This is a genomic window from Rhodococcus sp. BP-261, assembly GCF_019835205.1.
GTDB lineage: Bacteria > Actinomycetota > Actinomycetes > Mycobacteriales > Mycobacteriaceae > Rhodococcoides > Rhodococcoides kyotonensis_B.
The window spans coordinates 1-17,431 of record NZ_JABUCO010000037.1 but is presented as its reverse complement, the minus strand read 5'-3'; the positions used below and the strand labels follow the sequence as shown (position 1 = coordinate 17,431).

Annotated in this window: 16 protein-coding genes; 13 read left to right on the top strand and 3 right to left on the bottom strand. The window is 65.2% G+C overall.

Features of this window, described 5'->3' with window-relative positions:
* Window positions 1–14: 14 nt before the first annotated feature.
* The 9 genes from HQ354_RS24275 to HQ354_RS24235 all read left to right on the top strand — a co-directional run bounded on the left by HQ354_RS24275 (window position 15) and on the right by HQ354_RS24235 (window position 9,708).
* Window positions 15–941 (top strand): 3-oxoacyl-ACP reductase, encoded by a 927-nt coding sequence (locus HQ354_RS24275; protein ID WP_068425374.1) that lies wholly within the window; start codon window positions 15–17, stop codon window positions 939–941.
* 98 nt (window positions 942–1,039) lie between these two features.
* Window positions 1,040–1,804, top strand: a complete 765-nt coding sequence (locus HQ354_RS24270) for an ABC transporter permease (RefSeq protein ID WP_068425373.1) — start codon at window positions 1,040–1,042, stop codon at window positions 1,802–1,804.
* Window positions 1,805–1,815: 11 nt separating this feature from the next.
* Window positions 1,816–2,667 carry an ABC transporter permease gene (locus HQ354_RS24265; protein ID WP_068425364.1) on the top strand — a complete coding sequence of 284 codons (852 nt, stop codon included), beginning with the start codon at window positions 1,816–1,818 and terminating at the stop codon, window positions 2,665–2,667.
* A 7-nt stretch (window positions 2,668–2,674) separates the two neighbouring features.
* A complete protein-coding gene (locus tag HQ354_RS24260) occupies window positions 2,675–3,823 on the top strand; it encodes an MCE family protein (RefSeq protein ID WP_068425361.1) in 1,149 nt (382 codons plus the stop codon).
* Between the two features lie 11 nt (window positions 3,824–3,834).
* Entirely contained in the window at window positions 3,835–4,863 is a 1,029-nt protein-coding gene (locus tag HQ354_RS24255; protein ID WP_068426191.1) for an MCE family protein, read from the top strand.
* Complete coding sequence (locus HQ354_RS24250; RefSeq protein ID WP_068425357.1) at window positions 4,850–5,905, top strand: MCE family protein; 1,056 nt, start codon at window positions 4,850–4,852, stop codon at window positions 5,903–5,905. Before HQ354_RS24255 ends, HQ354_RS24250 begins: the two co-directional genes overlap by 14 nt.
* Before the next feature lies 1 nt (window position 5,906).
* The gene (locus HQ354_RS24245) at window positions 5,907–7,151 is read left to right on the top strand and encodes an MCE family protein (protein ID WP_068425356.1); all 1,245 of its coding nucleotides are present in this window, start codon (window positions 5,907–5,909) and stop codon (window positions 7,149–7,151) included.
* Window positions 7,148–8,308 (top strand): MCE family protein, encoded by a 1,161-nt coding sequence (locus HQ354_RS24240; protein ID WP_068425352.1) that lies wholly within the window; start codon window positions 7,148–7,150, stop codon window positions 8,306–8,308. The genes HQ354_RS24245 and HQ354_RS24240 overlap by 4 nt, the downstream gene beginning before the upstream one ends.
* A complete protein-coding gene (locus HQ354_RS24235; RefSeq protein WP_167675131.1) occupies window positions 8,305–9,708 on the top strand; it encodes an MCE family protein in 1,404 nt (467 codons plus the stop codon). The genes HQ354_RS24240 and HQ354_RS24235 overlap by 4 nt, the downstream gene beginning before the upstream one ends.
* Before the next feature lie 3 nt (window positions 9,709–9,711).
* On the opposite strand, the gene HQ354_RS24230 is transcribed toward HQ354_RS24235, so the two are convergent.
* Window positions 9,712–10,653: an alpha/beta hydrolase gene (locus tag HQ354_RS24230; protein WP_068425346.1), complete on the bottom strand. Its 942-nt coding sequence runs from the start codon at window positions 10,651–10,653 to the stop codon at window positions 9,712–9,714.
* Window positions 10,654–10,825: 172 nt separating this feature from the next.
* On the opposite strand from HQ354_RS24230, the gene HQ354_RS24225 reads away from it, so the two are divergent.
* Both HQ354_RS24225 and HQ354_RS24220 read left to right on the top strand, forming a co-directional pair.
* Window positions 10,826–11,464 (top strand): hypothetical protein, encoded by a 639-nt coding sequence (locus HQ354_RS24225; RefSeq protein ID WP_206030502.1) that lies wholly within the window; start codon window positions 10,826–10,828, stop codon window positions 11,462–11,464.
* Window positions 11,461–11,940 (top strand): h domain protein, encoded by a 480-nt coding sequence (locus tag HQ354_RS24220; RefSeq protein WP_068425343.1) that lies wholly within the window; start codon window positions 11,461–11,463, stop codon window positions 11,938–11,940. The genes HQ354_RS24225 and HQ354_RS24220 overlap by 4 nt, the downstream gene beginning before the upstream one ends.
* Here the strand turns inward: HQ354_RS24220 and HQ354_RS24215 are convergent.
* Window positions 11,937–13,421: a trehalose-6-phosphate synthase gene (locus HQ354_RS24215; RefSeq protein ID WP_222635812.1), complete on the bottom strand. Its 1,485-nt coding sequence runs from the start codon at window positions 13,419–13,421 to the stop codon at window positions 11,937–11,939. The genes HQ354_RS24220 and HQ354_RS24215 overlap by 4 nt on opposite strands.
* Window positions 13,422–13,469: 48 nt before the next feature.
* Entirely contained in the window at window positions 13,470–13,643 is a 174-nt protein-coding gene (locus HQ354_RS24210) for a hypothetical protein (RefSeq protein ID WP_165839498.1), read from the bottom strand.
* Between the two features lie 164 nt (window positions 13,644–13,807).
* On the opposite strand from HQ354_RS24210, the gene HQ354_RS24205 reads away from it, so the two are divergent.
* Together HQ354_RS24205 and HQ354_RS24200 are read left to right on the top strand one after the other, a co-directional pair.
* On the top strand, window positions 13,808–15,523 hold the full coding sequence (locus HQ354_RS24205; RefSeq protein ID WP_174551407.1) for an ABC transporter ATP-binding protein: 1,716 nt from the start codon (window positions 13,808–13,810) through the stop codon (window positions 15,521–15,523).
* Entirely contained in the window at window positions 15,520–17,289 is a 1,770-nt protein-coding gene (locus HQ354_RS24200; RefSeq protein WP_222635813.1) for an ABC transporter ATP-binding protein, read from the top strand. Before HQ354_RS24205 ends, HQ354_RS24200 begins: the two co-directional genes overlap by 4 nt.
* Window positions 17,290–17,431 lie beyond the last annotated feature (142 nt).

Below are 17,431 nucleotides of genomic sequence, written 5' to 3'. Positions count from 1 at the left end.
CTAGATTGTGACTCGTGTTCGACGAATCGGTGCGATTGGACGGTCGGGTAGCCCTCGTCACGGGCGCGGCGGCCGGGTTGGGGCGCGCGGAGGCGGTCGGGCTCGCGCAGTCGGGCGCGGACGTCGTTGTGGGGGACATCGCGTCCGGCCCGGCTGTCGACGAGACCATCGACCTGGTGAAGCACGCAGGCGCGCGCGCAGTCTTCGTCGAGGGCGATGTCGGCGAACGCTCCACCGCGGACGCGATGTTCGCGGCAGCCGAGCGCGAGTTCGGACGCGTCGACATCGTCGTGAACAATGCTGGAATCGTCCGAGATCGCATGCTGTTCAACATGTCCGACGACGACTGGGATGCCGTCGTCCATGTTCATCTTCGCGGGCATTTCCTGTTGACCCGCACTGCAGGCGCGTACTGGCGTGCGCAGTCGAAGCAGGTCGGCGCACCCGTGTACGGACGCCTCGTCAACACGTCCTCGGAAGCGGGCCTGCTCGGGCCGGAAGGCCAGGCGAACTATGCGGCAGCGAAGGCCGGCATCACCGCGCTGACGCTGTCGGCGTCACGTGCGTTGTCCCGATACGGCGTGCGCGCCAACGCAATTTGCCCCCGCGCGCGAACGGCCATGACGGAGAACGTGTTCGGCGACGCCCCGGACGGCCAGGTCGATCCGCTGTCTCCCGACCACGTCGCCGCGCTCGTGCGCTATCTGGCGTCACCCGCCGCAGACGCCGTGAACGGCCAACTCTTCGTCGTCTACGGCGCGATGGTCGCGTTGATGGCTGCTCCCGTCGTCGAACAGCGTTTCGACGCGTCGGCGGACGCATGGACGCCGGACACGCTGGCCACGCACCTCGGCGCGTACTTCCACGATCGCGATCCAGGGCGCACGTTCTCGGCCGGGGCTGCACTGGCATTGGATCAGCCGCAGGTCACGGCAACATAGCGGCTTTCCCCGTTTCCACCCCGTCAGTGGTCGATGCGTACGAAAATGAACGTGTTCTAGTTTGTTCGACACGGTCACGAACTATTCGAGGAGGGTTGATGAACGACCTTCTCGTCATCCCCCTTCGTGCGGTCGGCGCGTTCTTCGACATGTCCTGGTACACGCTGCGGGCGGTGTTCTCCCGGCCGTTCCAGCGTCAGGAGTTCGTCGACCAGGCGTGGTTCATCGCGCGGGTGTCGATGGTGCCGACGGTCCTTGTCGCCGTACCGTTCACGGTTCTGGTCAGCTTCACCATCAACATTCTGCTGCGGGAGATCGGTGCCGCCGACCTCAGCGGAGCAGGTGCCGCGCTCGGTGCCGTCACTCAGGTGGGTCCCATCGTCACGGTGCTCATCGTCGCGGGCGCCGGTGCGACGGCCATCTGTGCCGACCTCGCGGCCAGGACGATTCGCGAAGAAATCGCCGCGATGCGTGTCCTCGGCATCGATCCGATTCATCGGCTCGTCGTGCCACGGGTGTTGGCGTCGACGGTCATTGCCCTCCTGCTCAACGGATTGGTCTGCACCATCGGCATTCTCGGCGGTTTCGTGTTCTCGGTGTATCTACAAGGCGTCAACCCCGGTTCGTTCGTGAACGGCATAACGCTGCTCACCGGTTTCGGCGAACTGATCGTGTCTCAGGTGAAGGCCGGCTTGTTCGGCATGATCGCCGGACTCGTGGCCTGTTTCCTCGGTCTGAACGTCAAGGGCGGCGCGAAGAGCGTCGGCGACGCCGTCAATCAGACCGTCGTTTTCGCGTTCATGGCGCTGTTCGTGGTCAACGTCGTCGTCACGGCCGTCGGCATCAAGCTGACGGCCGGATGAGGCGGCGCTGAATGGCTCTCGCTGCAGCAGGTCGATTCCCGCTCGCGCGCCGGCGACTGTCCGGCGCGTCGCGCTCGGCGGACCGGCTGGGGGAGCAGGCCATCTTCTACGGGCGCGCACTCGGATCGGTTCCCCGGGCAGCGGTGCGCTACAAGAGGGAAACGCTGCGTCTCGTCGCCGAGATCAGCATGGGGTCCGGTGCTCTCGCGGTCATCGGCGGAACCGTCGTCATCGTCGGATTTCTGACTCTGTTCGCCGGTGGAACCATTGCGGTTCAGGGCTTTTCGTCGCTCGGGAACATCGGCGTCGAGGCGCTCACCGGGTTCTTCGCGGCATTCATCAACGTGCGCATCGCTGCTCCCGTCATCGCGGGTATCGGACTCGCGGCCACCATCGGCGCCGGTTCGACCGCACAGCTCGGAGCCATGCGCGTCTCGGAGGAGATCGACGCGCTCGAATCGATGGCCATTCCGTCGATTCCGTATCTGGTCAGTACGCGAGTACTCGCCGGAATGGTAGCGATCGTGCCGCTGTACTCCCTTGCAGTGATCGCATCGTTCATGGCGAGCCGGTTCGCGACGGTGATCATCTACGGTCAGTCACCCGGTGTGTACGACCACTACTTCGACACGTTCCTGATCCCCACCGACATCCTGTGGTCGTTCGCCCAGGCCATCGTCATGGCGTTGGCAGTCATGCTCATTCACACCTACTACGGATACACCGCCAGCGGTGGCCCGGTCGGCGTCGGCGTCGCCGTGGGGAACGCGGTCCGCGCATCGCTGATCGCCGTCGTCACCGTCACCTTGTTGATCTCGCTCGCCATCTACGGCAGCTCGGGCAACTTCAACCTGTCGGGCTAGGCGCGTCATGAAGAAACTTGCCGCTGCAGGCCTCGTCCTCGGTCTCGTCGCCGTCGTCGGACTCGCGCTGACGATCTTCTCCGGAGGATTCAGGTCGACGGTGCCGGTCACCGTGACGTCGGAGCGCGCCGGTCTCGTCATGGATCCACAGGCGAAAGTGAAGCTCCGGGGAGTGGAAGTCGGTCGGGTGGCGTCCATTTCGCAGCAGGACGGCATGGCGCGGCTTCAGCTCGACATGAATCCGTCCACGCTGTCGATGATTCCGGCCAATGCTGCCGTCGAGATCAAGTCGACGACGGTGTTCGGCGCGAAATACGTGAACTTCGTCGTGCCACCCGACCCGTCAGTTCAGACCTTGGTGCCCGGTGCGGTCATCTCCGCCGACAACGTGACCGTCGAGTTCAACACGCTGTTCCAACATCTTTCGGACGTGCTGCAGCAGTTGGAGCCCGAGAAGCTGAACGCGACGCTCGGCGCGGTGTCGTCGGCGCTGCGTGGACGAGGTGAGGAATTGGGCGAGCTGCTCGCCGAATCCGACGAGTATCTCGCCACGATCAATCCGAGTCTGCCTGCACTGCAACGAGATCTGGCGGCGGCCGCAGTGGTCACGAACGTCTACGCCGACGCGACGCCGGATCTCATGCGCGTGCTCGACAATGCGACGACGACGAGCAACACCATCGTCGCCGAGCAGGCGAACCTCGATCTGCTGCTCATGAACGTGACCGGGCTCGCCGACACGTCGAACCAGGTTCTCACCGAGAACGAACAGCCCCTCGAGACCGCGCTGCACACGTTGACCGCCACCACGACCCTGCTCGACGAGTACTCACCCGAACTGACCTGCTTCATCGTCGGTCTCAACAAGGGGCGTCTGGCCTTCGGCCCGCTCGCCGGTGCGGGCGACAAGGCCTCCATCGCACTGAGTTCGAGCTTCCTGCTCGGCGATCCGGCCTACACGGTGGAGAAGGATCTGCCGAAGATCGCCGCGACCGGTGGCCCCAATTGTTACGGGCTACCCGATTTCGATCCGAAGCAGGCACCGGCGCCGTTCGTCGTCGCCGATACCGGTGACACTCCGTACGTTCCGACGACGCAGCCGTCGGTCGACGTGCCCACCATCTTCCAGTTCCTGTTCGCAGGAGCGTGGCCGTGAAAAGACCTGCCATCAGAGGGAACACGGTCAAGCTGTCGATCTTCGCGCTCGTGATGGCGGTGATCTTCGCGGCGCTGGCACTCGTGTTCAGCCAGTATCGATTCGGCAGTACCGACGCGTACTCCGCGGTCTTCACCGATGCGTCCGGGCTGAAGACCGGCGACAAGGTCCGTATCGCGGGCGTGCCGGTCGGCTCGGTGACGAGCGTCGGCGTCGGCGAACACAACCGGGCCGAGATCGACTTCGACGTCGACTCGACGTACCCACTGCTCACAAGCACCGCCGCGACCGTGCGGTACGAGAACCTCGTCGGTGACCGGTATCTCGAACTGCTCGAAGGTCCCGGCGCAGCGACCGAATTGCCCGACGGCGGAACCATTCCCGTCGAACAGACGTCGCCCGCACTCGACCTCGATCTGTTGCTCGGTGGATTCAAACCCCTTCTGCGCGGACTCGATCCGCAGCAGATCAACGACCTGTCCGCGGCGCTGCTGCACGTGTTGCAAGGTCAGGGTGGCACGTTGGTATCACTGCTGGGTAGCACCAGTTCGTTCACGAACACTCTGGCCGACCGCGACCAACTGATCGGCGACGTCGTCACGAACCTGAACACCACGCTCGGCACCATCGACAGTCAAGGCGAGCAGTTCGAGACGACCATCGACTCTCTACACCAGCTGATCAGCGGGCTTGCGCAGGACAAGGACCCTATCGGCGACGCCATTCCGCGCATCGACGGTGCCGCAGGCGACCTCGCGGGCCTGCTGCAGGCGACGCGTCCGGACATACAGTCGATGATCGCGCAGGCCAATCGCACTGCGACACAACTCGATCTGGGCAGCGGTGACATCGATGCCGTGCTTACACGGCTACCGAGCGACTACAAGAAACTGATTCGCGTCGGGTCCTACGGCAGCTTCTTCCAGTTCTACCTGTGCTCCAACACCTTCAAACTGTCCGGGCCGGACGGGCAGACGCTTCTCGTCCCGACCGCCAAACAGGACACGGGGAGGTGCGCGAACATCAATGGAGCGAACTAGGAATCCCGTCCAGATCGGCATGATCGGCATCGTCCTCGCCGTCTGCGTCGTCGTGGCGACGCTGCAGTACGACCGACTTCCGTTCCTGTCCGGTGGTACCCGATTCTCGGCGCTCTTCACCGACGCAGGCGGACTGATGGTGGGCGACGACGTGACCGTGTCGGGGGTCACCGTCGGCAAAGTCGACGACATCGCCCTGGCCGGCCAGGAGGTACGCGTCGGATTCACGGTGGCGGAGAACATCGAACTCGGCGACGCCACCCGGGTCGACATCAAGACCAACACCATTCTCGGCCGAAAGTCGTTGAGGGTCATGCCCGACGGCTCCGGAACGATCGACGTCCACGACACCATCCCCTCGAGCCGCACCACGTCGCCGTACTCGCTCACCGACGCGCTCGGCGATCTGAGCACCACCGTGTCGGACCTGAACACGACCCAACTCGCGGATGCGATGGACACGGCCTCCGACACGTTCGCGGACACGCCACCCGAACTGCGCGCCGCGCTCGACGGCATCACCCGGTTGTCGGACAGCATCAACTCGCGCGACGAGACGTTGCAGCAACTGCTGGATCGAGCGGAGAGCGTCACCGGCATCCTCGCCGACCGGAGTGGTCAGATCAACCAATTGGTGCTCGACGGCAACGAGCTGTTCGGCGAACTGGATCGACGACGTACCGCGATCAGTCAACTGATCACCAACATCTCGGCGGTGTCGCGTCAGCTCACCGCCTTCGTGCAGGAGAACGAGGGGCAGATCGGTCCGACGCTCGCGAAGCTCAATTCCGTTGTCGCCGTGCTGCAGAAGAACAACGACAACATCGCCGGCGCCTTGGACGGCCTCGGACCCTACATCAGCGCACTCGGCGAATCGGTGGCGAGCGGGCCGTTCTTCAACGCGTACATCCAGAACATTCTGCCGAGCTCGTGGTGGAAAGCGGTGGTGGACAGCGTCGTCGCACCGGAGCAGTTGCCGCAGACGCTGCAGGACCTGCTGCCCAAGAATGCACCTCCGATCCTGAAACCGCCGGGGCAGTGATATGAGAAAGCTACTGACGCTCGCAGGTGCCGTCGTACTCGTCGTTGCTCTTGTCGCGGTCGGGTTCGTCGTCTACCGGAACGTGACCACGTCGACCGTCGTCGCACGTTTCTCGTCGACGACGGGACTCTACGCGGGCGACGACGTGCGGGTCCTCGGTGTGACCGTCGGAAGGATCGAGTCGATCGATCCGCAGGAGGAGGACGCCGTCGTGACGATGCGCGTCGACTCCGACGTCGACATCCCCGCTGACGCGGCCGCGGTCATCGTCGCGCAGAGTCTGGTGTCCGCTCGGTTCGTGCAGTTGACCCCGGTCTACTCGGGTGGTCCCACGCTGTCGGACGGCGAGACCATCCCGATGGAACGCACTGCGGTGCCGGTGGAATGGGACCAGATCAAGACCGAGCTGACCAAGTTGTCGACGGCGTTGGGACCCGATGGGGTCGGTCAGGAAGGCCCGGCAGGCCGGTTCATCGACACCGCCGCGGACAATCTCGAGGGCAACGGAGAGGCGCTGAAGGCGACGCTCACGGAATTGTCCGACACGATGCGAGTGCTGTCGGACGGACGAACCGATCTGTTCGCGACCATTCGCAATCTGCAGGCGTTCGTCTCGGCATTGTCGAACAGCAACGAACAGATCGTCCAGTTCGGAGGACGCCTCGCGTCGGTGTCGGAGATGCTGGCGCAGAGTTCCGACGAATTCGGCACGGCGATGGCCGATCTCGACGTCGCAATCGGCGAGGTGCAACGGTTCGTCACCGACAATCGGTCGGCGTTGGTGGAGAGCGTCGGCCGGCTCGCCGACGCGACGCAGGTGCTGACCACGAAGAGGCCGGAGATCGAGCGCATCCTGCATTCCGGACCCAACGCGCTCGCGAACTTCAACAACATCTACCAGCCTGCGCAGGGAACGCTGACGGGAGCGATCGCAGCCAACAACTTCGGCAACCCGATCAACTTCATCTGCGGTGCCGTCGCGGGTGTCGAGAACGCGACGAGCGAGCGCAGTGCCGATCTGTGCAAGCAATACCTCGGACCAGTTCTGAGCACACTGGTGTTCAATTACCCTGCGTTGCTGACCAATCCGGCTCGTGGTGTCGACGCGTACCCCGATCAGATCGTCTACACCGAGCCCGGTCTCGAGCAGGCGGCCCCGGCCCCGGCCCCTGCGCCGTCGCCGCTGCCCGAGATGCCGACGGTTCGGGTTCCGAGTCTGGGTGACCTGTTGGGAGGTGGGCGATGAACGTGCTGTCGAAGGGGCTCACCGCCGCCGCGTTGGTTCTCAGTCTGTCCGCGTGCCAGTGGGACGGGCTGAATTCGCTTCCGCTACCAGGAACCGAAGGGCGAGGCGAACATTCGTACCAGGTACGGATCGAGATGCCGAACGTGACGACGCTGTCCCAGAACTCGCCCGTCATGGTCGACGACGTCACCGTCGGAAGCGTCGACGCCATCGTCGTGCAGGACTGGCACGCGCTCGTGACGGTCTCGCTGAACGACGATGTCGCACTGCCCGAGAACGTGACCGCGAAGATCGGCCAGACGTCGTTGCTGGGTTCGCAGCATCTCGCACTCGTCGCGCCGGACGATCCGCAGGGACGTCTGGAGAACGGTGACGTGATTCCACTCGATCGGGCAGGGGCGTATCCGACGACGGAACAGACCTTGTCGTCGCTGTCCGTCGTACTGAACGGCGGTGGTCTCGCTCAGATCCAGGACATCACCACCGAACTGAATCACGCGATCGGAGGTCGCGAGGACAAGGTGCGCGATCTCCTGCCGCGCCTCGACGACCTCGTGACGAGCCTCGACACCCAGCGCGGTGACATCATCGCGGCGATTGAGGGCATCGACCGGCTCTCGGTGAACGTCGAGAACCAACGTGCCACGCTGACGAAGGCTTTGAACGAGGTACCGCCTGCGCTCGACGTCCTGACGGCCGAACGGCCGAACATCACGTCGGCTTTCACGTCGCTCGGGCGGCTGAGCGACGTCGTGACCCGGGTCATCGACACGTCGGGCGCAGATCTGCAGACCAACGTCGCGAGCCTCACGCCGGTGCTGCAGGCACTCGCCGATTCGGGCAACGCGCTCACCGAGGTGCTGTCGGTGCTGCTGACCTACCCGTTCCCACAGGAAGGCATCGACAACGTCATCCGCGGCGACTACGCCAATCTCGCGATGACGATCGACCTGTCCCTGCCACGCCTGGATTCGAACTTCCTGACGGGAACACCGTTGGCAGGCAGGATCGCCGGCCTCGAGGGAGCATTGGGAACCCAGGCCGCGCCGACGGCCGCGTCCGCAGATGATCCGCTGCGTGGACCCTTGGAGCCTCCGACGATTCGAATTCCGGGCCTTCCGCCGGTGGAACTGCCGGGGCAGGGGTTCCCGCCATGATGCTCACACGTTTCGTACGCATTCAGTTGATCGTCTTCTCGATCCTCACGGTCATCGGACTCGTCGTGATGTCGACCAGGTATGTCGGGTTGCCTGCGATGGCGGGCATCGGAAGGTACAGCGTCACAGTGCAATTGCCGACGACCGGAGGCCTGTACCCGCACGCGAACGTCACCTACCGCGGCACGACGGTCGGAGAGGTGACGACGGTCGCGCTGACTCCCGACGGCGTCGACGCCGATCTGTCCATCGACAGTGGCGTCGACATTCCTGCCGACGTCGACGCTCAGGTCAAGAGCGTTTCTGCGGTCGGGGAACAGTATGTGGATCTGGTGCCGACTCGTGGAGGCGGTGCAACCCTGCAGAACGGTGACGTCATTCCCACCTCGCGCACGTCCGTGCCACAGGACGTCGGACCGATGCTCGATCAAGCAGATGCGTTGCTGCGCAGCATCTCCGACACACGCCTGCGTACCGTCGTCGACGAGTCGTTTCAGGCCTTCAACGGAACGGGCCCGGATCTGCAGAGCTTCATCGATTCGACGCGTCTGTTCGTGCAGGAGGCCAATGCAAATTCCGAACAGACGAAAATTCTGTTGGACCAAGCCGGACCGTTGCTGGACGGCCAGGTCGTCAGCAGTGATGCGATTCGGTCGTGGACGACTGCTCTCGCGACGTTCACCGACCAATTGCGTGCCAGCGATCCCACTCTGCGGTCGGTGATCCAGAAGGGGCCTACTGCGGCGTCGACCGCGAACGAGCTGTTCCAACAACTTCAGCCGACGCTGCCGATTCTGCTGGCCAACCTCGTCAGCGTCGGGCAGGTCGGGGTCATCTACAACGCGGGGATCGAGCAGATTCTCGTGCTGTACCCACCGATTACGGCGGCGCTGGTGACGGCGGCGGGCAGCGGTCCGCCGGACGAGGGCGCCATCGTCGACTTCCAGCTCGAAGTGAACGATCCGCCCGCCTGCACGACGGGCTTTCTGCCTGCCGACCAGCGGCGTGACCCGAACGACGTCTCCGTCCCCGACTCACCACCCGACCTGTTCTGCAAGGTCGCCCAGAACGACAGCACCGCTGTCCGCGGAGCCCGCAACCTGCCGTGCATGGAAGTGCCAGGCCGACGCGCCCCGACACCCGAAATATGCCGCAGCGATGCCGGTTACGTGCCGCTCGGCAACAACCCTCCGTACGGACCCATCGAGCAGGACGAACCGTCGTACACCGAATTCCCCAGCGGTCAAAGCAGTGTCGCACCCGCTTCTTCGTCAGCGAGGCCGTACGACCCGCGAACCGGTACCTACATCGCGCCCGACGGCACCACCTACAGCCAGCCGGGGCTCGCCGGTGCCGACGGTCTGCAGGGACTCATGACGGGGCAGCAGGAGGTCGGGTAGGTGTCAGAGGTGACGGGCGGCGAAGGCGACGGCCAGGTCGAGCACGGTCCGGCCTTCCGGCAAAGCACCGGCCAACACAGGGAAGGCGTGCACCTGTCCCTTCCAGACATGCGTCTCGACGGTCTTGCCTGCCGACGCGAGCGTCCGCGTCATCGCCTCCACGTCGGGACGCATGAGCTCGTACTGCGCTGTCGACAGAAAGACCGGCGGGAACACCGACGGGTCCGCTTCGATCGGCGACGCGGCCCCCGGGATGGCGTCGGGACCGTTCAGCCAGCGGCCCTCGAGGGCGAGGACCTGCTTCATCGGCAGGTACGCGTCCTTCTTCATGAACGCGCGCGGGTGACTCTTCAGGTCGAGGTTCAGCAGCGGCGAGAACCCGAGCACCGCGGCGGGCGGAGTCAGGCCTTCCAAAACGGCGATCTCGGCGACCTTCATCGCGAGATACCCGCCCGCGGAGTCGCCGGCGACGATGACCTTGGACGGGTCGGCGGCGACGTCGAGCACAGCGCGGTACGCGTGCATGGCGTCGGCGATCGAGGTGCCGATGCCGCCCTTGGGGATCTGGCGGTACTCGACGGAGTAGACGGGGAGTCCTGCGCGTGCGGCTATCGTCGCGCACGCGCTACGGTGAGTTGCCAAGCCGCAGAACACGAATCCGCCGCCGTGGAAGTACAGAACCGTCGCACCGGCGAGCGAACCGGTGGCGACGCGGGGATGCGTCGTCTTCTCGCACGGCACGCCGCCGAGAGCAACTTGCTCGATCGTCACGCGTCGCGGCTTCGGGAGTCTGTCGACGGCGCGATCCAGCTGGCCGATGGCCCGGATTCCGCGGTCGGTGAGCGGCCACATCGTGAACGCGGGCTTGAGCGCCAGCCGGAACGTGCAGGACAGAACCCTGGCCTGACGACTCACGTCGTCGTGCCAGGTCAGCGTGTGTGCCATCTCGAAAGATCCTCTCGCGTAACAGCCGGATGGTCGAGGCTATCAGCCTGGAGAACGAGTTCCAGATTCGACTGCGTTCATGACGGTTCGGCGTGCAAAACGGCGATCCGCGCCCACTGAAAACATGTTCTAGTTAGCATGCCAACAGACAGCACCGACGAGGAAGGTCGTTATGGAACCGGACGAAGGCCTCACGCCGAGGCGTCCGCGTCGTCGCGCGGTTCGTCCTGCGGGCCCCTCGGGGGCGACGGCGTCGCCGGTCCTCGAGCGAGTGCCGGTCGTCGAGAAAGTGCCCGTCGTGGAACCCGTCGCGGAGGCTCGCGAGATACCGCGTCGCCGACGCCTCCTTCCGGCCCTGTTCCTCGTCGTGGTTCTCGCGTTGCTGGCTGCCGGCATCTCGTTGTCCTACGCCGTGCGGTCGGCGGCTGCGCAGGACGAACGCAACCAGCGCTTCGTGCAGACCGCGCGCCAAACCGTGCTGAATCTGACGACGATTCATCCCGACTCCGCGCAGCAGGACGTCGATCGGCTTCTGGCCGGCGCGAGCGGGGACTTCAAGGCCGAATTCGAGGGTAGGGAAGGGCCTTTCGTGGAGGTCGTGCAACAGGCGCGGGTCGACTCGAACGGCGAGATCATCGAAGCCGGAATGGAGAGCAGCACTGCGGATTCCGCGGACGTTCTCGTCGCGGCGCGGGCGATGGTGCAGAACTCCGACGCGGCGGAACCCGAGCCGCGGGACTTTCGGCTGCGTGTCACCGTCGTCGACGACGACGGAGTCATGACGGCGTCGAGGGTGGAGTTCGTACCGTGAACCGAAATGTGTTGCGTGCCTTGGCTGTCGTCGTGGTTCTCGGATTGGCCGCCGGGGTCGGTGTTCTGTTCTACCACTATCGTCAGAACGAACGGACCGAGCAGGCGCGCACGGATGCCGTGACGGCGGCGAGCGCGCAGGCCGTTGCGATGCTGGCGTACGACTTCGGCGGCGTCGACCAGCAATTGGCCTCTGCCGCAGACGGTTTGACGGGTGATTTCAAGGACGAGTACAGCGCGCTCGTCACGAGCGTCATCGCGCCCGGCGCAAAGGAGAAGTCACTGACGGTGCAGGTGACGGTGCAGGGCGCGTCCGTCGTCGATGCGGCGCCGGACACCGCGACGGTGCTGCTGTTCCTGAATCAGATCACCACCAGCTCCGATGCGCCCGACGCCGCCAGCAGCGGCAGTCGGGTGCGGATGAGCATGGAGAACGTCGATGGTCGCTGGCTGGTGAGCGGCCTCGAACCCATCTAGGTCCGTGAGTGCGAATGTATAGCCCGCTCTACATTCGCGCTCACATGCGGCGAAGCCGCCTCATCGGACAAAGCATTCAGGAACGAACGGGCCCACCGGTCGACGTCGTGCGCCAGCACCTGACGACGCATCGCCCGCATGTGTCGACGCCCGTCCTCGGGGGCCTGTTCCAGCGCGGCCACGATGGCGTCCTTCACGCTGTCGAGGTCGTGCGGGTTGCACAGGTATGCCTGACGCAGTTCGGCTGCAGCACCGGTGAATTCGCTGAGCACCAACGCACCGCCGAGGTCGCTGCGTGACGCGATGTACTCCTTGGCCACGAGGTTCATGCCGTCACGCAGCGGGGTGACGAGCATGACGTCGGCGGCCACGAAGTAGGCGATGAGGTCGTCGCGGGGGATCGGGCGGTGCAGGTAGTGCACGACGGGATGCCCGACCTGTCCGTACTCACCGTTGATGCGGCCGACCTGCTGTTCGATCTCGCCGCGCATCGCTTTGTAGCTCTCGACACGTTCGCGACTCGGTGTGGCGAGCTGAACGATGATGTTGTCGACGGGATCGACGCGCTCCTCTTCGAGCAGTTCACGGAACGCGTTGAGCCGCACGTCGATGCCCTTGGTGTAGTCGAGCCGGTCGACGCCGAGCATGATGCGTTTCGGGTTGCCGAGTTCCTTGCGGATCTGCTTCGCCCGATCGCGGACGGCCTTGGAGCGCGACTTCTCGTCGAGGTCGCCGGAGTCGATGGAGATCGGGAACGCGCCGACGCGCACCGTGCGGAATCCGACCTGCACGGACCCGAGCTTCGACCGCACGCCGACGGTTCCGCGGGACGTGACCTGGCCTGCCAGCCGGCGGGCGAGATACAGGAAGTTCTGTGCACCACCGGGAAGGTGGAAGCCGATGAGGTCGGCGCCGAGCAGTCCTTCGACGATCTCGGTGCGCCACGGCATCTGCATGAACAGCTCGACGGGTGGGAACGGGATGTGCAGGAAGAACCCGATGGTCAGGTCCGGGCGCAGCATGCGCAGCATCTTGGGGACGAGCTGCAGCTGGTAGTCCTGAATCCACACCGTCGCACCCTGCGCGGCGGCCTTCGACGTGATCTCGGCGAAACGGCGGTTGACCTCGACGTAGGCGTTCCACCACGACCGGTCGTACACGGGTTTGACGATGACGTCGTGGTACAGCGGCCACAGCGTCGCGTTGGAGAAGCCTTCGTAGTAGTCGGCGACTTCCTGCTCGCTGAGACCGACGGGGCACAGTTCGAGCCCGTCCTCGAAGAACGGTTCGACGTCGACGTCCGGAACGCCGGGCCACCCCACCCAGGCGCCGTTGTTCGCCCGCAGAATGGGTTCCAGCGCGGTGACGAGCCCGCCGGGGCTGCGCTTCCACCGCGTGCTGCCGTCGGGCAGTTTCTCCAGGTCGACGGGCAACCTGTTGGCCACGACGACGAAATCCGAACCCTGCGAGGCGTCAGCCACTACTGTCCTTATCGGTATGGAAGGCCGGGGGAAGTTCCCCGCGGCGAACTAGTCGACCTTTGCAGTGGGTTCGATACCCAACATCGACAGAAGCATGCGGCACTCGTCGGCATCGTTCGCGTATGCCGCGACGACGCGCTGTGCCTGCACTGCCGTCTCGTCGGCCAAGGGCTCGATGTCTTCGTCGGCGATGTCGTTGTCGGTGGTCGTCTTGGCGGCCATGGTGATCTCCGTCTTCGTTGAACCTTGCAATTCGAGAGCTGATTGTGCTCGTCGCGCCACGACTCTATGTAAATCGGACGCACTCTCGCCACTTTCGGGCATGAACAGGTTGACACCCCTATGGATTAGGGTCGGCTAATGCACTTTTCCCACCCGGCGGCGTGATGGCCGTGTCTTCCGTCAGTGACTCGCCGACGACCGGCAGCGCGATCCTGCGTCGCAGTGTTCGACGCCAGCGTGCGCGGCTGATCATCTCGTCGATCTTCTTCTGTGTGCACCAGTTCTGCGAGACGATGGTGCCCGTCGCGATCGGTCTGATCGTCGGCCGTGCCATCGACACCGGCGACGGCAGAGCGATGATCTTGTCGCTGGTCGGACTGGCTGCGCTGTTCGTCGTGCTGTCGTACGCCTACCGATTCGGTGCGCGCATCATCGTCGTCGGCATCGAACGTGAGGCTCATCTCATGCGTGTCGAGGTGGCAGGCAAAGTGCTGCACCCGCGCGGGGTGCGTACCGATCTCGTGTCCGGAGAGCTGCTGTCGGTGTCGACGTCCGACGCCGAGAAGACGTCGTGGATTCTCGACGTCATCGCCCGTACCGTCGCGGCATCGACGGCGGCAACAGTGTGTGCCGTCGCACTCCTGGTCATCGACATCCCACTGGGTCTCGCGGTGCTCATCGGCACTCCGGTCATCATGTTCCTGCTGCAACGCGCGGCCCCGCTGCTGACGAGGGCCGCGACGCAGCAGCAGGCCACCGTCGCGCGCGTATCCGGCATGGCCACCGATCTCGTCAGCGGCGTGCGTCCGCTGCGCGGCATCGGAGCCGAGAACGCCGCGGCGACGCGCTTCCACGCGTCGAGCAGGACTGCGTTGACGGCGACGATGAAGATGGCCAAGGCCAACAGCGTCTACCTGGGATTCTCGACGACGGTCAGCGCGCTGCTGTCGGTCGGTGTCGCCGGCATGGCCGGATTCTTCGCGCTGCAAGGGCGCATTTCGGTCGGTGAGCTCATCACCGTCGTCGGCCTGTCGCAGTTCGTCATGGAGCCGCTGACGACGATGTCCCGGCTGCCGGGCGTCGCTGCCGTCGTGCGCGGTTCCGCGGACCGACTCGCGCTCGTGCTCGGCGCCGATCATGTTCTCGCCGAAGGTGGTTCCGAGAAGCCGTCCGCGACCGACCTCGCGGTGAAAGGCGTCACGTATCGCTCGCTCGACGGGGTCGATCTCTCGGCGGCGCCCGGGGAGTTGCTCGGCGTAGTCGCGCTCCGTGCGCAGGACGGCGAGGCCTTGGCCGCCGTGCTGTCCGGCCAGCTCGGGGCCGACGACTACCTCGGATCCATCACGATCGGTGGCCTCGACATCCACGGTCTCGGACTGCCCGAGGTGCGCAAGACCGTCCTCGTGGAACCGCACAACACCGACCTGTTCGCCGGCACCCTGCGCACCAACATCGCAGCCGGGAGCGACAGGCAGGATCTGGGTCGCGTTCTCACCGCGTCGGCCGCCACCGACGTCGTCGACATGCACGAGAAGGGTCTCGACCATTCCGTCACGGACCGCGGCGCCAGCCTGTCCGGCGGGCAACGCCAACGCGTCGCACTCGCGCGCGCACTGGCGATGTCGGCTCCCGTTCTCGTGCTGCACGACCCGACGACGGCCGTGGACGCCGTCACCGAACACGCCATCGCGACCGGCATCCGGGAACTGCGTCACGACGACACCCGCGCACAGACGACCATTCTGATCACGACGAGCCCCGCGCTGCTGGCGGTGACGCACCGAGTTCTCGTGATCGACGAGGGACGCGTCGTCGCGGAAGGTACCCATCACGACCTCGCCGTCGGCGATGCTCGCTACAAGGAGACGGTCCTCCGATGACCACGCAACAACTGCTTCCGATCGCCACGGGCACACGGTCCTGGGCCTATCTGTCGAACGAGTTGAATTCCCGACGCGGCCTCGCGGCACTGACGCTCCTGGTCAGCGCCGTCGCCGCCGCGATGTCGCTGATTCCGGTGTACGTGTTCGGCATCCTGGTCGACCGGGTCACCGAGGGTGCACCGACGTCGACGATCGTCACCGTCGTCGTGATCATCACCGTGGCTGCGATCGTCGGCGGCGTGTTCACCGCGTTGGGCTCGTACCTGATCAGCAAGCTGGGCGAAGGCATGCTCGCGACGCTGCGTGAACGCGTGCTCTCGCGCGCACTGCACCTGCCGGTCAGCACGCTCGAACGCGTCGGGAAGGGCGATCTGCTCTCGCGTGTCGGCGACGACGTCGCAGTGATGGCCAAGTCGATCGGCGAGGTCATCCCCAACATCGTGTCGGCGCTGCTGTTGGTGTCGCTCAGCGTGGTCGCGATGCTCAGCCTCGACTGGCGGCTCGGCCTCGCAGGCATGGTCGCGATTCCGATGTACGTGATGGCGCTCCGGTGGTATCTGCCGAGGTCGGCGCCTCTGTACGCCGCGGAGCGTGTCGCGATGGGCGAGCGTTCACAGGCGTTGATCAGCAGCATGCAGGGTGCGCGAACCGTCCGCGCCTACGGGCTGGAGGACGCCCACCTCGCCGAGATCGACAACGCGTCGGGCAAGGCGCGTGACATCGGCATCACCGTGTTTCGACTGTTCACGCGCTTCGGATCTCGCAGCAACCGCGCCGAGTGCGTCGGCCTGTCGGTCATCCTCGCCGCCGGGTTCCTGTTCGTACAGGACGGCTACGTCACCGTCGGCCAGGTCACCGCTGCAGCGCTGCTGTTCCACCGCTTGTTCAACCCCATCGGCATGCTGATGTTCTCGTTCGACGACGTCCAATCGGCAGGCGCGAGCCTTGCGCGTCTCGTCGGCGTCATCGACATTCCCGACGACCGTTCGCCCGGAACCGGCGCGACGCCCTCCGACGGGACACTCGAGGTCTCGGATCTGCGGCACTCGTACGACACCGGTCACGAGGTGCTGCACGGCATCGTTCTGAAAGTGGCTGCGGGAGAGACGGTTGCGCTCGTCGGTTCGACGGGAGCGGGCAAGTCGACGATCGCGGCGATCGCAGCCGGGTCGATCGCGTCGACGTCGGGAACCGTCAGGATCGGCGGCGAGACACTCGCCGATCTCGGTGCCGACGGTCTCAGGCGCCACATCGCGATCGTCAGCCAGGAAGTCCACGTGTTCGCGGGCAGGCTGATCGACGACCTGCTGCTCGCGGCGCCCGACGCGTCGCGCAACGACGTTCGTGCGGCGCTCGAGACCGTCGGGGCGGACAGGTGGGTCGACGCGCTAGGCGACGGCCTCGACACCGTCGTCGGCGAAGGTGGTCACGCGCTGACTTCCGCTCAGTCGCAACAACTTGCGCTCGCTCGGCTCGTCCTCGCCGATCCCGCGGTCGCGGTGCTCGACGAAGCGACCGCCGAGGCGGGAAGTTCGGGTGCACGCGATCTCGAAGCTGCAGCCGACGCCGCTACGCGTGGCCGCAGCACGCTCGTCGTCGCGCACCGACTGACGCAGGCGGCGGCGGCGGACCGGATCGTCGTGCTCGAGCACGGCACGATCATCGAGCAGGGTCCGCACGACGAATTGGTCGCTGCCGGTGGACGTTACGCCGAACTGTGGTCGGCGTGGGAGAGTGCCGCTGCGCGGCCCGTGCGCGGATAGTTGCAGCGGAGACCGTGTGCTGTCTACATAGATGTGAGACACGATGTCTACATAGATGTGAGAGTCGATTCTAGGCGGCGGGGGCGTGGAGTTGTCCTTGGTATCGCTTGTCGCGGTCGAGGTGTAGGTGTCCTAGAACATC